Source organism: Phenylobacterium sp. SCN 70-31 (genome assembly GCF_001724605.1).
Lineage (GTDB): Bacteria > Pseudomonadota > Alphaproteobacteria > Caulobacterales > Caulobacteraceae > Phenylobacterium.
In genome coordinates, this window is sequence record NZ_MEEX01000004.1 from 62,811 (window position 1) to 81,894 (window position 19,084).

Consider the following 19,084-nt stretch of genomic DNA (forward strand, 5'->3'; position numbering starts at 1 on the left):
GTCTCACCGCGCCCTCAGTCCGTAGACGCCGGAGAAGTCGAAGTCCTGGGCGACGAAGATGGAGACCTCTGCGCCCTGCGCCTTGCGCAGGCTTGGCGGGATGTTGATCGAGTTCTGCACGGCGATGCCGGCGGCGTCCGACGGCAGGCGGGTGATGTTCGAGCCATTGTTGGGACCGGCCACGGCGTAGGCAGCGTCATCGACGATGCTGAGGAGCAGCGCCCCGCCAAACCGATCCCAGAAGTGGGTGTCGATCTCGCCGTCGAAGCCGGCCCGGCCGACCGGATCGGCGGCCGGCGATGCCAGGGCGATGGCCACCCCGGCGGGCGTTACCGCCCGCGTCCAGAGGACGAACAGTCGCCGCTGACCCTGGCGCAGGCTTGACCGGTACTCGCCCAGCACCTTGGTGCCCTTTTCCATCAGGACGACGGCCCCGTTGTCGGACATGACGTCCCGGGGGATGAGGCAAGTGACATAGCCCGGCGTCGTAGTGTCCATCGCGGTCTGGAGAATGCAGGGGATGTTGGCGCCCGCGACGATCAGAAAGTTGCGGTCGGGCAACCGGGAGGCGCGGGCCTGTCCTATTGCAGAGCCGCGCCGCAGCTGGTCGAGTTCAGTCGCCTCCCGCGCCGGGGCGCCCTGGGCCGCGATCAGCGCGGGCATTGCCGCCACACCTCCACCACCCCCAGTTCGCGTGTAGGCCAGGATCGGCGCGCCACGGATGGCGCTGACCTCCGCCTGCCGGCGGCTGGCGGCGTCGGTTGCGGAGGCCATCGCGCCGGACGCCGGCTGGATCGCAGGAACCTGGCCGCCGGCGTCGGCCGGACCCAGCCCTGGCGCATTGGCGCCTGGCGCGGCCAAGGTCGGCGCTGGGGATTTCACGGCCGGCTCGAACGGCACGACCTGGCGCGCCGGCTCGTCGCGGCGGGGTTCGGCCTGCGGCTCGTCGTGGCCCCAGGTGGCGGCGACGAAGACGCCGCACCCGGCAACAAGCGCGGCCACGACCACGCCTTTGCCAGCCAAGCCGGATCCCAGGCGGCCCGAGATCGGCGAGATGGAGCGTTCGAAGGCAGGAGCCTCCCTGCCTTGCGAGGGGGAGGAAGCAGCATCGTTCGGCTCGGGGACGTCGGTCATGGCTTGGCCGCTCCCTGGTCGGTGCGCTGGACATCGGACGCCGCTGTGCCGGTCCCCGGATTGACGCCGTAGGGCTCGAAGGCCTGGTTGTAGATGCAGAGCACGTCCTTGCCGCGCCGCAGGCGCAGCTGGCGGACGACGGCATGGACCACGACAAACTCACCGCGAACGTCGAAGGGGATCAGGCTCTCCGTCCCGCTCGATTCCACTTGATAGATGACCGGCACCTGCTGGTTGGCGGGAAACCGCATGACCGTGAACCGGCCATTGTCGGAGATTTCCGAGGGCTGCAGGGCGGTCGAGCCCTGGACGGCGTAGTTGAGATTCCGCCGACCCACGACAACCGCCCGGTCAAGCTTCAACGCGACGATGCGCTGCTCCAGGGCCGCAGCTTGCGCGGTCAAGGCGGACGCAGCGGCGGCCTTCTCGTCCTGCGGATACCGGAAGCGGAGGCCGAACACGGTGTCCGGCGTGTTGCGGGCCGATGAGCCGGACCGGGTCGAGAGCTCGAAGGTGTAGTTGCGGGTCCCGTCGCCGCGGCTGGTAGTGACGATCAGGTTGGTCGGCGGCCGGGCGGCCTTCGGCTTGACGAAGAGGATGTTCTTCTCGGCCGCCACGTCCCAGCCGGTGGCGTCGCCGACGGCCACATGCAGGATCGTCTCGTCGGGCCCCAGAAGGATCTGGGTCGCGGTACGGAAAACGCCGGTGATCTTCACCACCGCCCACGGATCATAGTCGACGACCTTGATCCGTGGATCGGACGGTCCCGACTTCGGGGTGTCCAGGGCATAGGCCGGCCAGGCCGCAAGAAGGCTGACGGCGGCGAGCGTGGCGGCGCAGGCGTTCATCGCACCACCTCCGGGTCGGCCCGATAGCTGGTGACCTGGAAGCCGAGCGGATTGCGAAGGCGGTCGGCTTCGCCCATGGGCGCGCGCGTATAGCTGTAGGCGACCGTCGCGATCCAATCGCTCTCGGTGATCTGTTGGCTCTGGCGCACGATGCGGTGGAAGCGGACGTTGGCGACCCCGTCCGAAACGAAACTCACGGCGCGTATATCGATCTGGGCTTCGCCGGCCTGGCCAAACACGACCTGGGGACTCTGCGGGTTGGCAGGCCGGAAGGCGTCCGCCCAGCGCTGCTGCTCGGCGGGCGTCGACATGATCGAGACTTGCCGGAAGTTGGCCTCGGCCGCCGGGGCGAGCCAGCCTTCACGGGCGCGGACGTACTGGGCGAGGAAGTGCTTGGTGACGGCCTCGTCGTAGGTGAGCGGATTCTCGGACTTCAGCGCCGTCATAACATCGACCGCGCCGGTGCTGCGGTCTACGCGCACCACGAACGGCTCGACGCTCTTCAGCGGGGCGAGGGCCGCGACGGCGCCCACGGCGACAGTGGCCACGACCGAGGCGAAGGCGGCTATTCCCCAGGCGAGGCGGCGGGAGCGTTCCGCACTACGGATCTGGTCGGCGTTCCAGCTCTTCGCTTCGGCGAAGTAGCCCTTGAGATCGGCTTCGGCGTTCATGCGCAACTCCCGAACGAGGCGGGCGGCCCGGCCGATGACAGCGCCTTTGGCTTCGCCTCACGGGCGGCGGCCGGAGGAATGCCCGATTGGCCGTCCGTCGCAGGAGCGAGAACCGACCCGTAGAAATTGGCGGGACGCAGGTGCTTGCCGTCGCAGACTGCCAACTTGCCGCCGCCGGTCGAGGCGCATCCGGCCAGGGCGAATATCGCCAGGACGAAGAGAACAGGCTTGCGCATCAGGCTCGGCCTCCTGCTGGACGGATGGAGCCGCCGCCGCGTGGCGCGCTGCGGCTGGCCTCTTGCGGACCCTGCGGCGCGCCGGCGCGCGGCACGCCGCTGAGCGAGGCGGCATTGGCGAAGTCGGCCAGGCCTGCACTGGCGCCGCCGGCGATCCCGGCGGCAATGGCCGGGGTTTGCAGGAAGAAGATCGCCCCGAGCAGGCACAGGGCGACGAAGAGCAGGCCGCCGGCCATGGGATCCGAGCCGTCGATGCTGCCCCACTGCTGAGCGACCAGGGACAGGATTAGTTGGAAGACGGTGATGATCAGCGCGAAGAGCACCAGGTAGTTCACCGCCTGGCTGAGCCAGCCGAAGAAGAATCGCCGGGTGGCGTCAAAGAGTGCGCAGGCGACGAAGATCGGGCCGAGCGCCACGAGCAGGGCCAGCGCGACCTTGGCGATCAGAACCACCCCGAAGCCGATGGCCGCGGCCAGGGCGCCGACGATGTAGACCACCGCGCCGAGGATCCACGGCCCAAAGTCGACCGGGCTGGCCTCCTTGGTGATCTTCTCAGCGAGATAGGCTGCGCGATTGAAGAAGTTGTCGAAGGCCGAACCGACATCCGGGACGCCTGACCCGCTGATAGCCTGGGTCAGGGTATCGGGGAGGACGTGGAATAGGGGCTGGGTGACGTAGGTCGTATAGGCGACCGTGGTAGCCAGCATATAGATGAAGGCCAGCTTGATGCTGCGCACCACGAAATCCATGAACGGCTCTTGGATGGCGCCGCGCAGGATCGCGAAGCCGTAGAGCAAGACATAGAGAACCAAGGCGGCGCGGAGCGGTCCGGAGACCTGCGCCATGACCAAGCCGGCACGCTCATTCAGGAAGACGTCGAGCTTGCTATCGACGAACTGATAAGCCGGCTGAAAGATGTGCAGCGTGTCGGCCACGGCGGATCAGAACCCCTTGCGATAGGCGTCCATTCGAGCGTCGCGTTTCGCTGCGGCGACCGCTGTCTGGGCGTTCACGCACTCCTGGCCTCGATGAGCGCCGGTTGCGCAGTCGGCCACAACCTTGGCGGCCTCATCTTGATGGGCTTCGAAATAGCTGGCGCTTCGCGGTTCCGCGGAGCAGGCCGCCAAGCCTCCGAGCGTCAGGCCGAGAATGAGAGGTCGCATCATCATTGAAATCCTTGCTTGTAGGCCGCCATGCGCGCTTCCCGCGCTGCCAGCATCCGTTCCCGATCACGCTGGGCCTGCAAGCGGTCTTCTGCGGTCTGCGCCATGGCGATCCCCTGCAGCCGCATCTGGTCGTTGGCGATCATCGCCTGTTCGGTCGCGGCGCGGGCCTGGAGGTCCATGACGGCGCGCGCGTTGGGCGCGGTGTCGATCGCGGCCAGAATATCCTTGAGGCCTTCCAGGCGCTGGGCGCCGGCGTCCGTCACGCTCTGACCGAGGGCTAGGTCACGGGCGGCGCGCTGGCCATCCGCCTCGATGTCGGCGCCGAGCGGGTCGTCGGCGGGTGCGGTGTAAAGGCGGTTCGCGGACCGGATGGCGTCGGCCTTGGCTCCGATAGCGCCCAAGGCAGTGAAGTCACCCTTGGCGGCTGCGCTCAGCGCTGAGGTGTCGGGCAGGAAGGAGCGGAGCGACGGGACGCCCAGCGCGCTGGCAATCTTGCTGACGCCAGATGCGTCGTTGAGGCTTGAGAGCAGCTGCTGGCCCTGGGTCACTTGGGTCTTCAGCTCGTTCAGCTGATTGACCGCGGTGGTCGCCTGCTGGATCAGCTTGGCGTAGCTGGCCGCGTCATAGACAGCGAGTTGGGCGTGGGCTGCGGAACCGCCAAGGGTGACAGCGCCCACGAGGGCGATGGTGGTCAGCGACCGCCTCATGGGGTCATCCTCCGTTCGCGGTAAAAGGGTTCGAGCCAGGCCTTCGGGTCGTCGCCGACACGGGCGCGGATGCGGTCGAGGAGATCGACCGTCTCGGTTCGGCCGGAGAGAACGGCGAGGTGGTCGTCCAGGCCATCGAGCCGCAGCTCGGCGACCACGGAATTGAGGCCCTGCTTGATCAGGAACTGGCGGGATTCCGGCGCTAGTTCTTCGCGCACCAGGGTGAACTCACGTCGGGTCAGCCCGAACCCCTCAATGTAGTCGCGCTCGGCGGCGTGGGCGTTGGGCAGGAAGATCTTGGTCGCGCACTGCTCCAGGATGGTGTGGGCGATGGGCGAGCGGAGGACGTCGGCCGGTGACTGGGTGCCGAAGACCATGAAGGCGTTCTGCTTGCGGTAGGTCTTCAGGCCGTCCTGGGCCAAGCCGCGGAAAGCCTCGTCGCCGAGCGCCTTCCAGAACTCGTCGATGTCGATCACCAGACGCCGACCATCGACCAGCGCCGCTAGCCTGTGGAACAGATACATCATCATCGGGGTGCGAACTTCGGCGTTGTCCAACACGTGGGTCATGTCGAAGCCCAGGAACCGGGCGTCGAGGCTAAGGGCGTCCTCGTCGTTGTCGAGCACCCAGCCCAGCGCTCCGCCCCGGCACCATTTCTCCAACCGTGCGCCGACGCCGCCGGCGTCTCGTTGCCCAAGCAAAGCCCGCAAGGCGGAAAGCGATCGCTGGGCGGGCGGGAGCGGACCGAGCGCCAGGATCGCCTCGTCGATGGCGTGCTCTTCCTGAACTGACAGCGCCCGCTCGCCGGCCCCGACGAGCTGCCGGATCAGTTGGCCCAGGAACGCTGCGACGCCGGGCGTGAAATCGAGCGCCTTGAGCGGCGCGAACCCGGTTGAGTCGCCGTTGCGCAGCGTCAGGTAAGTCCCGCCGCAAGCCCGCACGAAGATTTCAGCGCCGCGATCCTTGTCGATGAAGACCTGCTGGGCGCCGAACTTCTCCAGGGCCGCCAGCATGAAGTTTTGGACCACCGTCTTGCCCGAGCCCGAGGGTCCACAGATGAAGGTGTGACCCAGGTCACCGACATGGAAATTGAAGTGGAACGGCGAGCCAGCCGAGGTGCGCAGAAGCGCCACCGCCGGGCCCCAGTGGTTGCCGTCTGCCCTGCCGGCCGGGTGGGTGTGGAACGGCGCCAGCGCCGCGAAATTGCGTGAGGTGATCGCCGCCGGCCGCACGCGGCGGGTGAAGTTGCCCGGAAACTGCGCCCAGAAGGCGGCCTCCAGCGCCAGGTCTTCGCGCGCGGTGACCAAGCCGGAGTCGGCTAGCAGGGCGCGGGCGCTGGAGAGATTGTCGGCGAGCTGGCGCGGGTCGTCGCCGTAGACCAGAACCGACGCTTGATGGTCTCCCATGGCGAAGCGGTTCGACATCAGGTCGTCGAGGGCTTCGCCTAGCCCGGCGATCTGGGAGGCGGCGCGGTCGCGCGCCGAAAGCATTTGGTTCTGTTTGCGCTCCATCACCGCGCGGGCGGCGGTCTTGGACAGGAAGCTAAAGGACTGGCTGGCGACAAAGGCGAAGCGCGCCGCCAGAAGGCCGTTCCAGAGACCGGGCCGGGTAACTGCTGGGTATTCCTTCACCCCGAACATGCCGGCGAACCTGGCGTCCGCCGCATCGCGGATTTCGAGGGCTTCGCGCCCGAAGATCACTCTCGCGGAATAGATGGCCGAACCGAGGTGGCCGCGGATCAACGGAACGCGCTCTTGCCGGCCGGTTAGGATCAGCCGCAACACCTCCAGCGGCTCCGAGAACCAGCCGCCGTCACGTTCATAGAGGCCCAGTGTGCGAACGCCGTAGCGGCTGAGGTACTGCGCTAAATCGCGGCCTGCGTCCTGCAGTCGCTTCACCGCCTCGTCCTCGTCGCCGTCGGACCGACGACGCTTGGCGATCCAGGCGCCGGCCCGTTCCGCCGCGTCGCGACCGGGATGGAGGATCAGGGTGACGTAGAGCTCGTTGACGAACATCTGCGTGGCGCCGAGCCTGGCGCGGTATCGCGCGTCGAGACCGACCGCGAAGTCCGACCGAAAATGGCCTTCCGGGTAGCCGTCGTGTCGGCGACGGACCAAATGATGCCAAACCGCCAGATGATCGTTGGCCAAGTTGCGCCAGGCCCCGTTCAGCTTGGCGTGCCAGTCGTTCAGGTCACGGACGTCGGCCGTCTCGAAACTGGCGCCGTCCAGTTGGAACGTCATCATCAGGGCCTGGGTGTCGAGGCCGATGATCTCGCCGGTGACATGACGCGCGTAGGGCAACGCCCCACGCGGATCGAGGTCCCGCCCAAGGGCGGACGCGGCTGCGCGAGGCTGAAGCAGCAGGCTAGCCACGAACCACCTCGGCGGCGACGTAGCGGCGCTTCAGGGGAAGCGGTGTCGATGAACTCCCGCCCCAGGTCGCGCCATTGCGGGAGCGGCCCTTCGTATCGACGAACATCCACAGCACACGGAAGGCGTTGTGGTCGTGCTTGCAGATGGCCCTGAAGACGACATGCACCGCTGGTGCGATCAGCAGGTAGGCTGGTGAGTGGGCGGCGAGGAAGACCGTGGCCGTCACTATCAGGTTGAGTCCCATGGCCTCCATCGGCACGCCGGCAATCATGGCCGGTCGCGTGCAGGCCAGGAACAGCGTGTCTTCGGTTAGACGTTCCTCGGGCTCGCCGGACATCGCTCAGGCTCCCCCGCCGCCGGTGATCAGGTCGACGATCGCCGAAGCGCTAAAGATGACGATGATGCCGACCACCACCGTGCCGGCGCGTCGCATGTCGAGGTGTCCGAACATCCAGGCGATGCCGGTGACGATGATGGCGATCACGGCGAGGCCGCGAATGACGTTGCTGTTGAGCAGATCGATGATGTTCTGGATGAACGAACCGATGTTGCCGCCGACGCCCGCCGACTGGGCAAAGGCCGGGCTGGCGCTGGCTAGGGCGATTACGCCGACCAGCGCCAGGCGGCCGATGAGAAGCTTCTTCCCGCGCACGCTCACTGGGAACCTCCGGACGATGGATTGGAAGCGGTGGTGACGAAGGCGCCCCGCCCGGGGCGGACGTCACCGAAGACATCCCAGGCTGGCGCAGGTTCTGAGGACGCTGGCGGCGGGACCTCCGGAGGACCGGCCATGCCCGCGCCCGCGATTGCGGGGACGATCCGGCCCGCGGCCGTCGCCACCTTGCCAACGTAGCCGTTGCTGAAGCCTCGAGCCGGGTGACCGGTGTTGTAGTAGGAGAGCGCCGTCTTCAGGGCGGCCTGTTCGCCGACCCGGTCCACGTCGCTTCGGGCATAGCCGTCCTGGAGGATGCGCGCCGCGGCGCGAAGGTTTGTGCAGGGCTCGAACACGTCCCGCAAGCTCAGACCCAGCCACGCCAGGTTCTTGCTGTTGATCTGCGCGAGGCCGAGGTCGATGTTCCGACCGGCGGCAATCAGAGCGGCCGCCTTGGCGACCGCGTCATCCGGCGAGGCGGGCGCTACGGTGATGCGGGGCGTTCCGTTGACGCCGATGGCCAGAGGCTCGAACCGGCTCTCGACCTGCACTACCGAAAGCAGGGTTTCCGGCGCGACGGTTGGCGCGCATTGGGCGGCGAGCGCGAGAGCGGCGGCGAGGCTGAGGGCCATAAAAAGCGCCTTGAGGGTGCGGGTTTCGACAGCGAGGCCGCTCCTGGCCTCAGCTGCGATGTTGGCGCGAGCGACATGGCTGTCGCGAGGCGCAAGCCTACCCAGTTGGAGAGGGTAGGCTTACGGTGCGCTCGCGGCGATCAGCCCAAGTTCGCGAGCCCGCACGACGGCCTGGACGCGGGTCTTCACGCCGAGATGACCGCAGACCTTGATGATGTGCTTTTCGACGGTTCTCCCGGAAAGGCCGAGGATGCTGCCGATGTCTGTGGCGCTCTTGCCCTCCTGCACCCAGGACAAGCATTCTAGCTGACGCTCGGTGATCAGGCGCGACGCGTAGGCGAAGTCGTCGCGTTCCGGACGCGGGCGGAAGGAGCGGGTCTCTGCCCGGCGAGCGTAATCAGTTTGGTTGGCCAACGGACCGACCTCCTAGTTAAGGTCTGCCCCCCTAACTAGACGGAATGAGCGCGCCGTTGCGCTACAGGTGTGAATCGATGGCCAGTCGAAGTCGCAAGACTTCGTAAGCTACGAGACTGACACCACTATTGATTGATTCCCGCCAACCCCTGCGACCGTCAATTCCGCAGAACTGCGGTCCGGGTTTTTACGGAGGGGAGTCGCTCAGAAGACCAAGGGAAACGGCCTTCGCCACGGCCTGAACCCGGTTGCGAACTTTGAGCCGTTCGCATGCTTCCCCTACGTACTGATCGACTGTTCGCGATGACAAGCCAAGCGTTGCTGCGATTTCTATCGACGTCTTTCCAGCGGCGGCAAGACGCAAGCATTCGATCTGACGGGGGCTCAGCCCAGAGGCGGCATCGTTAGGCATAAGCGCACCCAAAGAACTTAACGCGCATGCAGTGGCTTCCTTAAGGCCCTCTTTGCTTCGCAATGGATGTAGCAACACCTCGGTTAAATCAACCTGAAGCTGTCTTTTGATCGCACCTCGCTCGCATGACTAGCCTTTATCCGCCGGCATTTCACGCCGACTGCAGCAGCCCCATGATGTGCAGGCCCACGCCGATGGACACGCAGCCGAGCAGGACTGGGATCACGCCCAGCTTGAAGCGGAAGATCGCCAGCGCCGCGGCCAGGGTGAGGAGGAGCGACGCCCAATTGATCGTCGACAGCACGGGCATATCAATCTGAAGCCCCCAGCCCGAGATGTCCCGCACCTCCCCGAACAGCACGTGCAGCCCGAACCAGATGGCGAGATTGAGAATGACGCCGACGACAGCGGCGGTGATGGCGGCGAGGGCGGCGTTGAGCGCCCTGGCGCCGCGCAGCGCCTCGACGAAGGGCGCGCCCAGGAAAATCCAGAGAAAGCATGGCGTGAAGGTGACCCAGGTGGTGAGCATCCCGCCGAGCACGCCCGCCAGCAACGGTGGCAGGCCCTCGGCGCCGCGGAAGGCGCCCATGAAGCCGACGAACTGGGTGACGATGATCAGCGGTCCCGGCGTGGTCTCGGCCATGCCGAGGCCGTCCAGCATCTCGCCGGGGCGCAGCCAGCCGTAGGTCTCGACCGCCTCCTGGGCGACGTAAGCCAATACCGCGTAGGCGCCGCCGAAGGTGACTACCGCCATCTTGGAGAAGAAGACGGCGATCTCGGCGAAGACGTTGTTCCAACCCAGCAGGAACCCGAGGCCCAGCACGGGCGCTGCCCAGAGAGCAGCTAGGACGCCCGCGATCTTCAGAGACCAGGCGAGGTTCGGCCGCGCGTGGTCCGGCGTCTCCTCCCCCAGCAGGCTCTCGGCGTCGAGCACCTCCTGGCCGCCGGACGCGCCATGCCCGCTGGCGCCAAGGAAGGCCGGGATGCCGGTGCGACCGCCGATGAAGCCGATCAACGCCGCTGCGAGAATGATCAGCGGGAACGGCACGTCGAATGCGAAAATCGCCACGAAGGCCGCCGCGGCGATGCCGATCATCACAGGGTTCTTCAGCGAACGCTGGCCGACGCGGACAACGGCCTGCAGGACGATGGCGAGCACGGCGGCCTTGAGCCCGAAGAACAGGGCCGAAACCATGCCGACGCCGCCTAAGAGAGCGTAGAGGATGCTCAAGCCCATGATGGCGAGGAAGCCCGGCAGCACGAAGAGCACCCCGGCCAACAACCCGCCCGCGACGCCGTGCATCAGCCAGCCGATGTAGATGGCGAGCTGCTGGGCTTCAGGACCCGGCAGCAGCATGCAGTAGTTCAGGGCGTGCAGGAATCGCCGTTCACCCAGCCAGCGTTTCTCCTCCACCAGGATGCGGTGCATCATGGCGATCTGGCCAGCCGGCCCGCCGAAGCTGAGGGCGGCGACGCGCGCCCAGACTTTCATGGCTTTGCCGAAGGAGACGCCGTGGCCAGCGGGCCGAGAGACAAGTTCGTCCGCAGCGGTCATGCCGCCGTGGCCCGCGCGAAACGCGCGTTGGCCCCCTTCCAGGCAAAGGCCGTCATGTAGGCGTCGACATAGGCCGCGGCCCGGGCGCCGTAGTCCATGTGGTAAGCATGCTCGTACATATCGAGCGCCAGCAGCGGCCGGCCATCCGCAAGCGTCTGGGTGTGGTCGGAGGCCCATTGGTTGACGAGCCGCTGGTCGCGCTCGCTCCAGGTGAGCAGCACCCAGCCCGAGCCGCCGCCGAGCGCCTTGCCTATCCCGGCGAATTCTGCGGCCCAGCGGTCATGGCTTCCGAAATCCCGCTCGATCGCCTGCGCCAGCGACGCGGACGGTGCGCCGCGTTCGCCGAAGCCTTCGAAGTGGACCTCGTGCAGGACCATGGAGTTCCAGGCCAGCAACTCCTCGCGCTTGAGCCCATTCACCAGGAAGGTGGGGGCCGTCGTCATGTCCAGTTTGGCGAAGTCCGCCTTGATCGCGCCCAGGCGCTTCACCGCGCCGGTGTAATTGTTGTCGTAGTGACTGCGGATCAGCTTCTCCGACAGGCCCGGCACCTTGGCCGGGTCGAAAGGCAGCGGCTTGGGGGTAAAGGCCGCGCCTGGGGCGGGCGTCCCGCCCGCGCTCTGGCCGGCCGCGATCGCGGGCGCGGCGGTCGCAAGGCCAGCCGCAGCGGCCAGCAGGGTGCGGCGATCCGTGTTGGTCATCGGTTTCATCTCCGGAGGTTTTCAGGACACGACGCTGGGCGCCGGCCGTCGTGCCGCAGCGGCGGGGAGCCGAGCGGTTGCGACTTCTAGGCGGAAGCGTTTGGAAAGGTGGCGGTCGGTCTCAACGTCCAAGGCATGCGCTCCCGTGGGCCCGCACGGAGCGGACCCTGAAGGAGCGGATCTTGGACGGGCGCACCCGTCTAGTCGGGCGATCCGCGGAAGCCCGATACGTTTCGATACCGCCTGGCTCGCCACTTGAAAAGAGGCAGGCTCCCAGACCTATTCCGCGCGCGGTTGAGATCGCTCAGAAGCGCTGCGACGACGGAACAACAACTTGTCGATCCGACGGTCGTCCATGTCGACGACCTCGACTTCGTAACCGGCGATGTTGAAGACCTCGCCCTCCTCAGGGAGGCGTCCCGCTTCGTGCAAGACAAGGCCGGCTGCCGTGTGAAAGTGGCCGGTCTCGTCAAAATCGGCCTTCAAGTGGCGAGCGACGTCCTCGATGTCGGCGCGTCCGTCGATCAGGAATGAACCATCCTCACGCTGGAGGATAGCGCTAGGGGTGTCCTGGTCATGCGCCTCATCAAAATCGCCAGCGATCATCTCAAGCAGGTCCGTGGCGGTGACGACGCCCTCCATGGCGCCGAATTCGTCCACGACGAGCGCCATGTGGAGCGGCGATTGCTTCAAAAGTTCGAAGGCTTTCAACACGGAGGTCGTCTCCGAGATGAACACCGGAGTGACCATCAAGGCTGGCAGGTCCAGACGCTGACCGTCGAGCATCGCGTCGAGCACATCCTTCTTGTGAACCACGCCCACCGGCTCATCCACGTCGCTGCCGCGGGCCACAACCATCCGGGAATAGGGGCAGGCGCGGATGTCAGCTGTCTGCTGCTCAAGCGGATCGGACAACGAAATCCAGTGGACATCGCGCCGCGGTGTCATCGCCACCCGCACCGGCCGATCGCCGAGCCGCATGACCTCGCCGATCATCGCTTGCTCGGCGGGCTCGATCAGCCCCGCGCTGGTGCCTTCCGCCAGCACCGTCTCCACTTCCTCGTGAGTAATCTCCTCGCCCTGCTGATCTTTGACGCCGATCACCTTCAGCACGCCGGCTGTCGAGAAGGTGAGGAGCGTCACAAAAGGACTCAGGACGCGCGCCATGACCATCAGCGGCCGCGAGACCAATGCCGCGATGGTTTCTGGGAAGGCCAGGGCGAACCGCTTAGGCACCAGTTCGCCCACTACGAGTGAGAAGTAGGTCAGCACCACAACGACAATGCCGGTCGCCAAGCCTTCGGAATACTGTTGAAGCGCCGGCACCTGTTCAAGCATGGCGTCAAGTTCCGCCGCGATCGTCGCCTGGCCGAACGCGCCGGCCAGGATGCCGATAAGCGTGATGCCAACCTGCACGGCGGCCAGGAAGCGGGTTGGGTTCTCCGACAGCTTCAGAGCAACGGCCGCCCCCTTGTCGCCCCTGTCGGCTCGGCTCTGCAGCTTGGCCCGGCGAGACGACACCACCGCCAGTTCAGACATGGCGAAGAGACCGTTGAGCACCAGGAGGAGGAGCACGACGGCGGAGGCGAAGAGCAACATCGAAGAGAAGGGTCCGGCAAGGCTCTCCTGGAGCCCCGCCGCTAATCTAGGCGGTCTTCACGCTGTAGGCGAGGAAACCTTCAGACGACCCGCTTCAACCGCGCGAAGTCGCCGGAGACGCGCAGGGTGAGCGTCACCGACTTGCCCGCCCGGTTGCGCCAGAACCAGCCGTGCGCGCCATCGAAGGCGGCGGTCAGCTGGCCTTCGGAGACCGCCTCCGACCCCTTGGCGTAGCCGTGGTACTTGATGCCCTGCCCGTCTCCGTGGGTGTCGAAGTTCAGCTTCGGGCCGTCGGTGCTCCAGCGGAAGTCCACGGTAGCGCCCTTGCGCATCTCGGCCTTGAATTCGGCCGCCTGGTTGGGAGCCAGGGTGATGGTGACCTGTTCCACCTTGGCGACCGGCGCCGCGGGCGCGGCTGCAGCTACGGTCGGCGCCGCAGCCTGGGGCGCAGCCGCGACCGCCAGCGGGGCGGCAGCCGGCGGTGCCGCGGATTCGGCCTCCGCTTCGGCGGCCAAGGCGACCTTGACCTCGCCCATCTGGGTCAGGCCGAGCAGTCGACCCAATCCCGTCGGGTCGATGGCGTACTCGGCGGGCAGAACCACCGTGACCAGCAGCCCCGCGGCCACCGCGGCGGCGATGGCGGTGGAGCGCAGCAGTCGCCCGGTGCTCGGCAGTTCGGCGGGATCGGGCTTGTGGATGTTGGACATGAGAATCTCCCGTCAGGCGACGAAGAAGCCGACCAGCTGGTAGCCGGTGAGGACGAAGCCCGCCGACATCAGCGCGACGTTGGCGGCGTAGGCGTGCTTCCAGAAGCTTGGCGTGCGTCGCCAGAACCCCATGGCGATGAGGATCAGACTCAACGCCAGAATCTGGCCGAGCTCGACGCCGATGTTGAAGGCCACGAGGTTCGGGATCAGCCCGTCGCGGGCGAGCTCGAAGTCCTGCAGCTTGGTGGCCAGGCCGAAGCCGTGGAAGAGACCAAAGATGAGGGTGGCCGCCTTGGCGTTCGGCTGCACGCCGAACCAGCGCTGGAAGGCGCCCAGGTTGTCCAGCGCCTTGTAGACCACCGAGAGGCCGATGATGGCGTCGATCAGGTAGGCGTTGACGCTGATCCCGGTGAGCACGCCCGCCAGCAGGGTCACCGAGTGGCCCACCGCGAACATCGTCACATAGAGACTGATGTCCTTCAGCCGGTAGAGGAAGAAGATCACACCGGCCAGGAACAGCAGGTGGTCGTAGCCGGTCACCATGTGCTTGGCGCCCAGATAGACGAAGGGCGCGAACAGCACGCCCGAGCTTTCCTGGATGTAGCCCTTGTCGCCCTCGGCGACGCCATGCGCCCAAGCGACGCTGGCGATGAGGCTGAAGAATACGGCGCCCACGGCCAGCAGCAGGGCGCGCGCAGCCGAAGAGGGTCGAGCGAGATGGCTTGCTGTCATGGGTCTAGATCCCTGCCGAAGGCCATTGGCGGTGAAGGTCGTCGATGACGAAGTCATGAGCATGGGTCCGGACGTCCCCTGTGGGCTTCCCTTCCCGCAGATGCGGGTGGTGGGCCGGAAGGTCGTCGTGCCGATGCACCACCACGTCGGGGTCCTCAGTGGGCCAGAACGCCAGGGCGCCAAGCACGCCGACCGCGGCCAGGACCGCCAGCGCGACGGAGGTCCAGCCCAGGCCGATGCGAGCCCCGACTGCGCCGGCCACGAGATAGGTCACGAGCCAGCAGGCGTGCGAGAGCGCGAACTGGGCCGCGAAGACGGCGCTGCGGTCCTCGGGGTTGGCCGAGCGTCGCAGCAGCCGGCCCGACGGCGTCAGCACCGCCGAGTAGCCGACGCCCATGATCGGCCACAGCATCAGCAGCGCCGCCCATCGATCGAGACCCGGCGTAGCAATCGCCGCCGCCGTGGCGAGCAAGCTGGCCGCCAGCAGCAGGGCTGCGGTCACCATCACCTTTCGGTCATCGAGGCGCTCGAGCACACGCGGCAGGGCGAGCGCCGCAAGCATCGAGCCCGCGCCGAAGGCCGCCAGGCCCAGGGCGACATCGTTCTCGGAGCGGCCGAGCAGCGAGCGGACGAAGACGACGGTGTTGACGATGACCATCGCGCCGCCCGCGGCGGCGGCGAGGTTGAGGGCCAGAAGCCCCCGCAGACGTGGCGTCTTCAGGTAGATGCGCGAGCCGCGGGTGGTGCGGGCATAGGTGCCGCCGGCCTGCGGCTGTCGCTTGGGCTGCGGCACCACGACGGAGACGACCAGGGCGGCGGAGGCGAGGAAGCCCAGCACAGTCCCGCCGAACAGCCAGTGGAAGCTGATGACGCTGAGCAGCGCGGCCGCCAGCATCGGGCTCACCAGGCTTTCCAGGTCGTAGGCGAGCCGCGAGAGCGACAGGGCCCGGGTGTAGCGGGCCTCGTCCGGCAAGATGTCCGGGATGGCGGCCTGGAAGGCGGGGGTGAAGGCGGCCGAGGCCGACTGCAGCAGGAAGATCAGCAGGTAAACCTGCCAGATCTCGGTCACGAACGGCAGCATCAACGCCACGCCGGCTCGCACGAGGTCCATCGAGACCAGGAAGGCGCGTCGTGGAAGCCGGTCGGCGAAGGCGTTGGCGACCGGCCCGATCCCGATGTAGGCGACCATCTTGATCGCCAGGGCCGTTCCCAGCACGGCGCCCGCGTCGGCTCCGGCCAGGTCGTAGGCCAGCAGGCCCAGCGCCACCGTGGCGAGGCCGGTGCCGACCAGCGCGATCACCTGCGCCAAGAAGAGATGCCGGTAGGTGCGGTCCTGGAGAACGCTCAGCATGGCGCGCTCCTCATCGCGGCCATCCATGCGACGTCGGTCATGCCGGAGCCCCCTCCGCGACGGCGGCCGGGCGGGCGGCCCGACCGTGCACGAGCCGGTAGAGCGCCGGCAGCACCAGCAGCGTCAGCAGCGTCGAGGACAGGATGCCGCCGATCACCACGGTGGCCAGCGGCCGCTGCACCTCCGCGCCGGCCCCCACGTTGAAGGCCATGGGCACGAAGCCGAGGCTCGCCACCAAGGCGGTCATCAACACCGGGCGCAGGCGCGTGAGCGCGCCCTCGCGGATGGCGTCATCGAGGCTCTGCCCCTCGGCCCGCAGGCTGCGGATGAAGCTCAGCATCACCACGCCGTTCAGGACCGCCACGCCGGACAGCGCGATGAAGCCCACCCCGGCCGAGATCGACAGCGGCAGGCCGCGCAGCAGCAGGGCCGCCACCCCGCCGGTCAGGGCCAGCGGGACGCCCGAAAAGACGATGGCGGCGTCCTTGAAGGAGCGGAACAGCGCATAGAGCAGGCCGAAGATCAGCAGCAGGGTGACGGGGACAACCAGCTGCAGGCGCTTGGAAGCCGAGATGAGCTGCTCGAAGGTGCCGCCGTAGGTCACCCAGTAGCCGCTGGGGATCTCCACCTCGGCGCCGACCTTCTCCTGAACCTCGGTGATGAAGGAGCCGAGGTCGCGGCCACGGACGTTGGCGGTCACCACCACGCGCCGCTTGCCGTCTTCGCGACTGATCTGGTTGGGCCCGATCTCGACCGCTACCTTGGCCACGTCGGCCAGCGGCACGAACCCGCGCGGGCCCTGTCCGCCGGAGGGCAGTGGAATGCGCAGCCGCCCAATCTCGTCGACGTTGGTGCGGATGGCTTCGGGCAGGCGCACCACGACGTCGAAGCGGCGGTCGCCCTCGAAGATCTGGCCCGCCACCGCTCCGCCGAGAGAGGTGGCGACCACCTCCTGCACGTCCTGCACATTGAGGCCGAGTCGGGCCAGCGCGGCCCGATCCGGTGTGATCTGCAGGACCGGCAGGCCGGTGACCTGTTCGACGCCAACGTCCTGGGCGCCTTCGACATTGGAGACGACGGTCTCCAGTTGCTGTCCGATGGCGAGCAATTGGTCGAGGTCGTCGCCGAACACCTTCACGGCCACGTCGGCGCGGACGCCGGACAGCAGCTCGTTGAAACGCATCTGGATCGGTTGGGTGAACTCGTAATTGTTCCCCGGGATCTGGGCCACGGCGGCCTGCAGCTCGGCGAGCAACTGGGCCCGCGGCTTGCGCGGGTCGGGCCAGTCCTTGCGGTCCTTCAGCATGATGAAGGTGTCGGCCACCGACGGCGGCATGGGATCGGTCGCCACCTCGGCGGTGCCCAATTTGGCCACCACGCGATCGACCTCCGGCAGGCTCTTGATCCGGGCCTCCAGAGCCGTCTGCATTCGAATGGCCTGGCTGAGGCTGGTGCCCGGGATGCGCAGGGCGTGCATGGCAATGTCGCCCTCATCCAGATTCGGCACGAACTCCGAGCCCATGCGGCTGGCGGCGAAGCCGGCCAGCAGCACCAGCACGGCCGCGCCGGCCACGAAGGCCGTGCGCAGGCGAAGGGCGGTGTCCAGCGCCGGGGCGTAGAGCCGCCGTGCGCCGCGCATCACTCGGCTGTCACTCTCTTCCACCTTGCCGGTGACAAAGAGCGCCACCGCCGCCGGGACGAAGGTCAGAGACAGGATCAGCGCCGCGGTCAGCGCCATCACCACAGTGATGGCCATCGGGTGGAACATCTTCCCCTCGACGCCGGTGAGGGCGAAGATCGGCACGTAAACCAGGGTGATGATCAGCACCCCGAACAGCGATGGACGGATCACCTCTCCGGTCGCCTGGGCCGTAAGCGCGAACCGCTCGTCGCGGGACAACAAGCGGCCCAGCCGATGCTGGGCCTCGCCGAAGCGCCGCAGACAGTTTTCCACGATGATGACCGCGCCGTCGACGATGAGGCCGAAGTCCAGGGCGCCGAGGCTCATCAGGTTCCCGGAGACCCGGCCCTGCACCATCCCGGTGATGGTCAGCAGCATGGAGAGCGGAATGATCGCCGCCGTGATCAGGGCGGCGCGGATGTTTCCGAGCAACAGGAAGAGCACGACGATGACCAGCAGCGCACCTTCCAGCAGGTTGGTCGCCACTGTGTGGATGGTCCGCTCCACCAGGTCAGTGCGGTCGTAGATCGGCTCGGCGACGACGCCGGGCGGCAGCGCCTTGGCGGCCTCTGCCAGCCGCTCGGCGGCCGCGCGGGCGACCGTGCGACTGTTTTCGCCCACCAGCATGAAGACGGTGCCTAGCACCACCTCTTGGCCGTTCTCGGTGGCCGCGCCCGTGCGCAGCTCCTCCCCCATGGCAAGGTCGGCGACATCGGCCACGCGAATCGGCGCACCGCCGCGGTTGGCCACGATGACACCCCCGAGGTCAGCCAGACCGCTGGCCTGCCCCGGCACGCGGACCAGGTACTGCTCGCCGAAGCGCTCGACATAGCCGGCCCCGACATTGGCGTTGTTGCGCTCCAGGGCGGCGACCACGTCGCTCAAGGTGAGCCCGTAGGCGGAGAGCCGCTCTGGCAAGGGCGTGACATGGTACTGGCGCTCGAAGCCGCCGATGGTGTTCACCTCGGTGACCCCGGGCGTGTTGCGCAGCTGCGGCCGGATCACCCAGTCCTGCAGGGTCCGCAGGTCCTCCGGCGTGTAGGCTTGGCCGTCGGCCCGCCGGGCGCCCGGCTTGGCCTCTACCGTGTACATGAAGATCTCGCCGAGGCCGGTTGCGATGGGGCCCATCTCCGGCGTGAGGCCGGGCGGCAACTGGCTACGGGCGGCTTGGAGGCGCTCGTTCACCAGTTGGCGGGCGAAATAGATTTCCGTGCCGTCCCTGAAGACCACGGTCACCTGGCTTAGGCCGTAGCGCGAGACCGACCGGGTGTATTCGAGCCCCGGCAGCCCGGCGATGGCGGTCTCTACGGGGAAGGTGATCCGCTGTTCGGCTTCCAGCGGCGAGAAGCCCGGAGCCTCGGTGTTGATCTGCACCTGGACGTTGGTGATGTCCGGAGTGGCGTCGATCGGCAGGCGCTGGAAGCTCCATACGCCGATCACCACGCTGAGCAGCGCCAGCGCCAGCACGACCCAGCGGTAGCGGATGGCCAGCGCGATGATCCGCTCGAGCAGCG

20 protein-coding genes are annotated in these 19,084 nt (G+C 67.4%); all 20 read right to left on the reverse strand.

All coding sequences use genetic code 11. The features are described from left to right. Positions 1 to 3: 3 nt before the first annotated feature. The 20 genes from virB10 to ABS78_RS02700 all read right to left on the reverse strand — a co-directional run bounded on the left by virB10 (position 4) and on the right by ABS78_RS02700 (position 19,082). The gene (gene virB10 / locus ABS78_RS02610) at positions 4 to 1,023 is read right to left on the reverse strand and encodes a type IV secretion system protein VirB10 (protein ID WP_293374593.1); all 1,020 of its coding nucleotides are present in this window, start codon (positions 1,021 to 1,023) and stop codon (positions 4 to 6) included. Positions 1,024 to 1,130: 107 nt separating this feature from the next. Then, a complete protein-coding gene (virB9, locus tag ABS78_RS02615) occupies positions 1,131 to 1,982 on the reverse strand; it encodes a P-type conjugative transfer protein VirB9 (protein ID WP_293374595.1) in 852 nt (283 codons plus the stop codon). Next, on the reverse strand, positions 1,979 to 2,653 hold the full coding sequence (locus tag ABS78_RS02620) for a VirB8/TrbF family protein (RefSeq protein ID WP_293374597.1): 675 nt from the start codon (positions 2,651 to 2,653) through the stop codon (positions 1,979 to 1,981). The genes virB9 and ABS78_RS02620 overlap by 4 nt, the downstream gene beginning before the upstream one ends. Next, complete coding sequence (locus tag ABS78_RS02625; RefSeq protein WP_293374599.1) at positions 2,650 to 2,889, reverse strand: lipoprotein; 240 nt, start codon at positions 2,887 to 2,889, stop codon at positions 2,650 to 2,652. Before ABS78_RS02625 ends, ABS78_RS02620 begins: the two co-directional genes overlap by 4 nt. Beyond that, positions 2,889 to 3,824 carry a type IV secretion system protein gene (locus tag ABS78_RS02630; protein ID WP_293374601.1) on the reverse strand — a complete coding sequence of 312 codons (936 nt, stop codon included), beginning with the start codon at positions 3,822 to 3,824 and terminating at the stop codon, positions 2,889 to 2,891. The genes ABS78_RS02625 and ABS78_RS02630 overlap by 1 nt, the downstream gene beginning before the upstream one ends. A gap of 6 nt (positions 3,825 to 3,830) precedes the next feature. Beyond that, positions 3,831 to 4,058, reverse strand: coding sequence for an EexN family lipoprotein (locus ABS78_RS23880; protein WP_363082539.1), 228 nt, complete (start codon positions 4,056 to 4,058; stop codon positions 3,831 to 3,833). Next, on the reverse strand, positions 4,055 to 4,762 hold the full coding sequence (locus ABS78_RS02635) for a type IV secretion system protein (RefSeq protein WP_293374603.1): 708 nt from the start codon (positions 4,760 to 4,762) through the stop codon (positions 4,055 to 4,057). The genes ABS78_RS23880 and ABS78_RS02635 overlap by 4 nt, the downstream gene beginning before the upstream one ends. Beyond that, entirely contained in the window at positions 4,759 to 7,137 is a 2,379-nt protein-coding gene (locus tag ABS78_RS02640) for a VirB4 family type IV secretion/conjugal transfer ATPase (protein WP_293374605.1), read from the reverse strand. Before ABS78_RS02640 ends, ABS78_RS02635 begins: the two co-directional genes overlap by 4 nt. Further along, a complete protein-coding gene (locus ABS78_RS02645; RefSeq protein ID WP_293374607.1) occupies positions 7,130 to 7,474 on the reverse strand; it encodes a type IV secretion system protein VirB3 in 345 nt (114 codons plus the stop codon). Before ABS78_RS02645 ends, ABS78_RS02640 begins: the two co-directional genes overlap by 8 nt. Positions 7,475 to 7,477: 3 nt before the next feature. Continuing rightward, positions 7,478 to 7,795, reverse strand: a complete 318-nt coding sequence (locus ABS78_RS02650) for a TrbC/VirB2 family protein (protein ID WP_293374609.1) — start codon at positions 7,793 to 7,795, stop codon at positions 7,478 to 7,480. Beyond that, positions 7,792 to 8,421 (reverse strand): lytic transglycosylase domain-containing protein, encoded by a 630-nt coding sequence (locus ABS78_RS02655; protein WP_293374611.1) that lies wholly within the window; start codon positions 8,419 to 8,421, stop codon positions 7,792 to 7,794. Before ABS78_RS02655 ends, ABS78_RS02650 begins: the two co-directional genes overlap by 4 nt. Positions 8,422 to 8,541: 120 nt before the next feature. Continuing rightward, positions 8,542 to 8,835 (reverse strand): helix-turn-helix domain-containing protein, encoded by a 294-nt coding sequence (locus ABS78_RS02660; protein ID WP_293374613.1) that lies wholly within the window; start codon positions 8,833 to 8,835, stop codon positions 8,542 to 8,544. 187 nt (positions 8,836 to 9,022) lie between these two features. Then, positions 9,023 to 9,247: a helix-turn-helix transcriptional regulator gene (locus ABS78_RS02665; protein WP_293374615.1), complete on the reverse strand. Its 225-nt coding sequence runs from the start codon at positions 9,245 to 9,247 to the stop codon at positions 9,023 to 9,025. 151 nt (positions 9,248 to 9,398) lie between these two features. Then, positions 9,399 to 10,739, reverse strand: a complete 1,341-nt coding sequence (gene chrA / locus ABS78_RS02670; RefSeq protein WP_293374617.1) for a chromate efflux transporter — start codon at positions 10,737 to 10,739, stop codon at positions 9,399 to 9,401. A 59-nt stretch (positions 10,740 to 10,798) separates the two neighbouring features. Next, entirely contained in the window at positions 10,799 to 11,500 is a 702-nt protein-coding gene (locus tag ABS78_RS02675; protein ID WP_293374619.1) for a Fe-Mn family superoxide dismutase, read from the reverse strand. Between the two features lie 279 nt (positions 11,501 to 11,779). Continuing rightward, a complete protein-coding gene (locus ABS78_RS02680; RefSeq protein WP_293374621.1) occupies positions 11,780 to 13,099 on the reverse strand; it encodes a hemolysin family protein in 1,320 nt (439 codons plus the stop codon). An 80-nt stretch (positions 13,100 to 13,179) separates the two neighbouring features. Further along, positions 13,180 to 13,806, reverse strand: a complete 627-nt coding sequence (locus ABS78_RS02685) for a transmembrane anchor protein (protein ID WP_293374623.1) — start codon at positions 13,804 to 13,806, stop codon at positions 13,180 to 13,182. Positions 13,807 to 13,818: 12 nt separating this feature from the next. Then, positions 13,819 to 14,538, reverse strand: a complete 720-nt coding sequence (locus ABS78_RS02690) for a HupE/UreJ family protein (RefSeq protein ID WP_293374625.1) — start codon at positions 14,536 to 14,538, stop codon at positions 13,819 to 13,821. 4 nt (positions 14,539 to 14,542) lie between these two features. Next, positions 14,543 to 15,889, reverse strand: a complete 1,347-nt coding sequence (locus ABS78_RS02695) for an MFS transporter (protein ID WP_293374627.1) — start codon at positions 15,887 to 15,889, stop codon at positions 14,543 to 14,545. 37 nt (positions 15,890 to 15,926) lie between these two features. Further along, on the reverse strand, positions 15,927 to 19,082 hold the full coding sequence (locus ABS78_RS02700; protein ID WP_293375452.1) for a CusA/CzcA family heavy metal efflux RND transporter: 3,156 nt from the start codon (positions 19,080 to 19,082) through the stop codon (positions 15,927 to 15,929). Positions 19,083 to 19,084 lie beyond the last annotated feature (2 nt).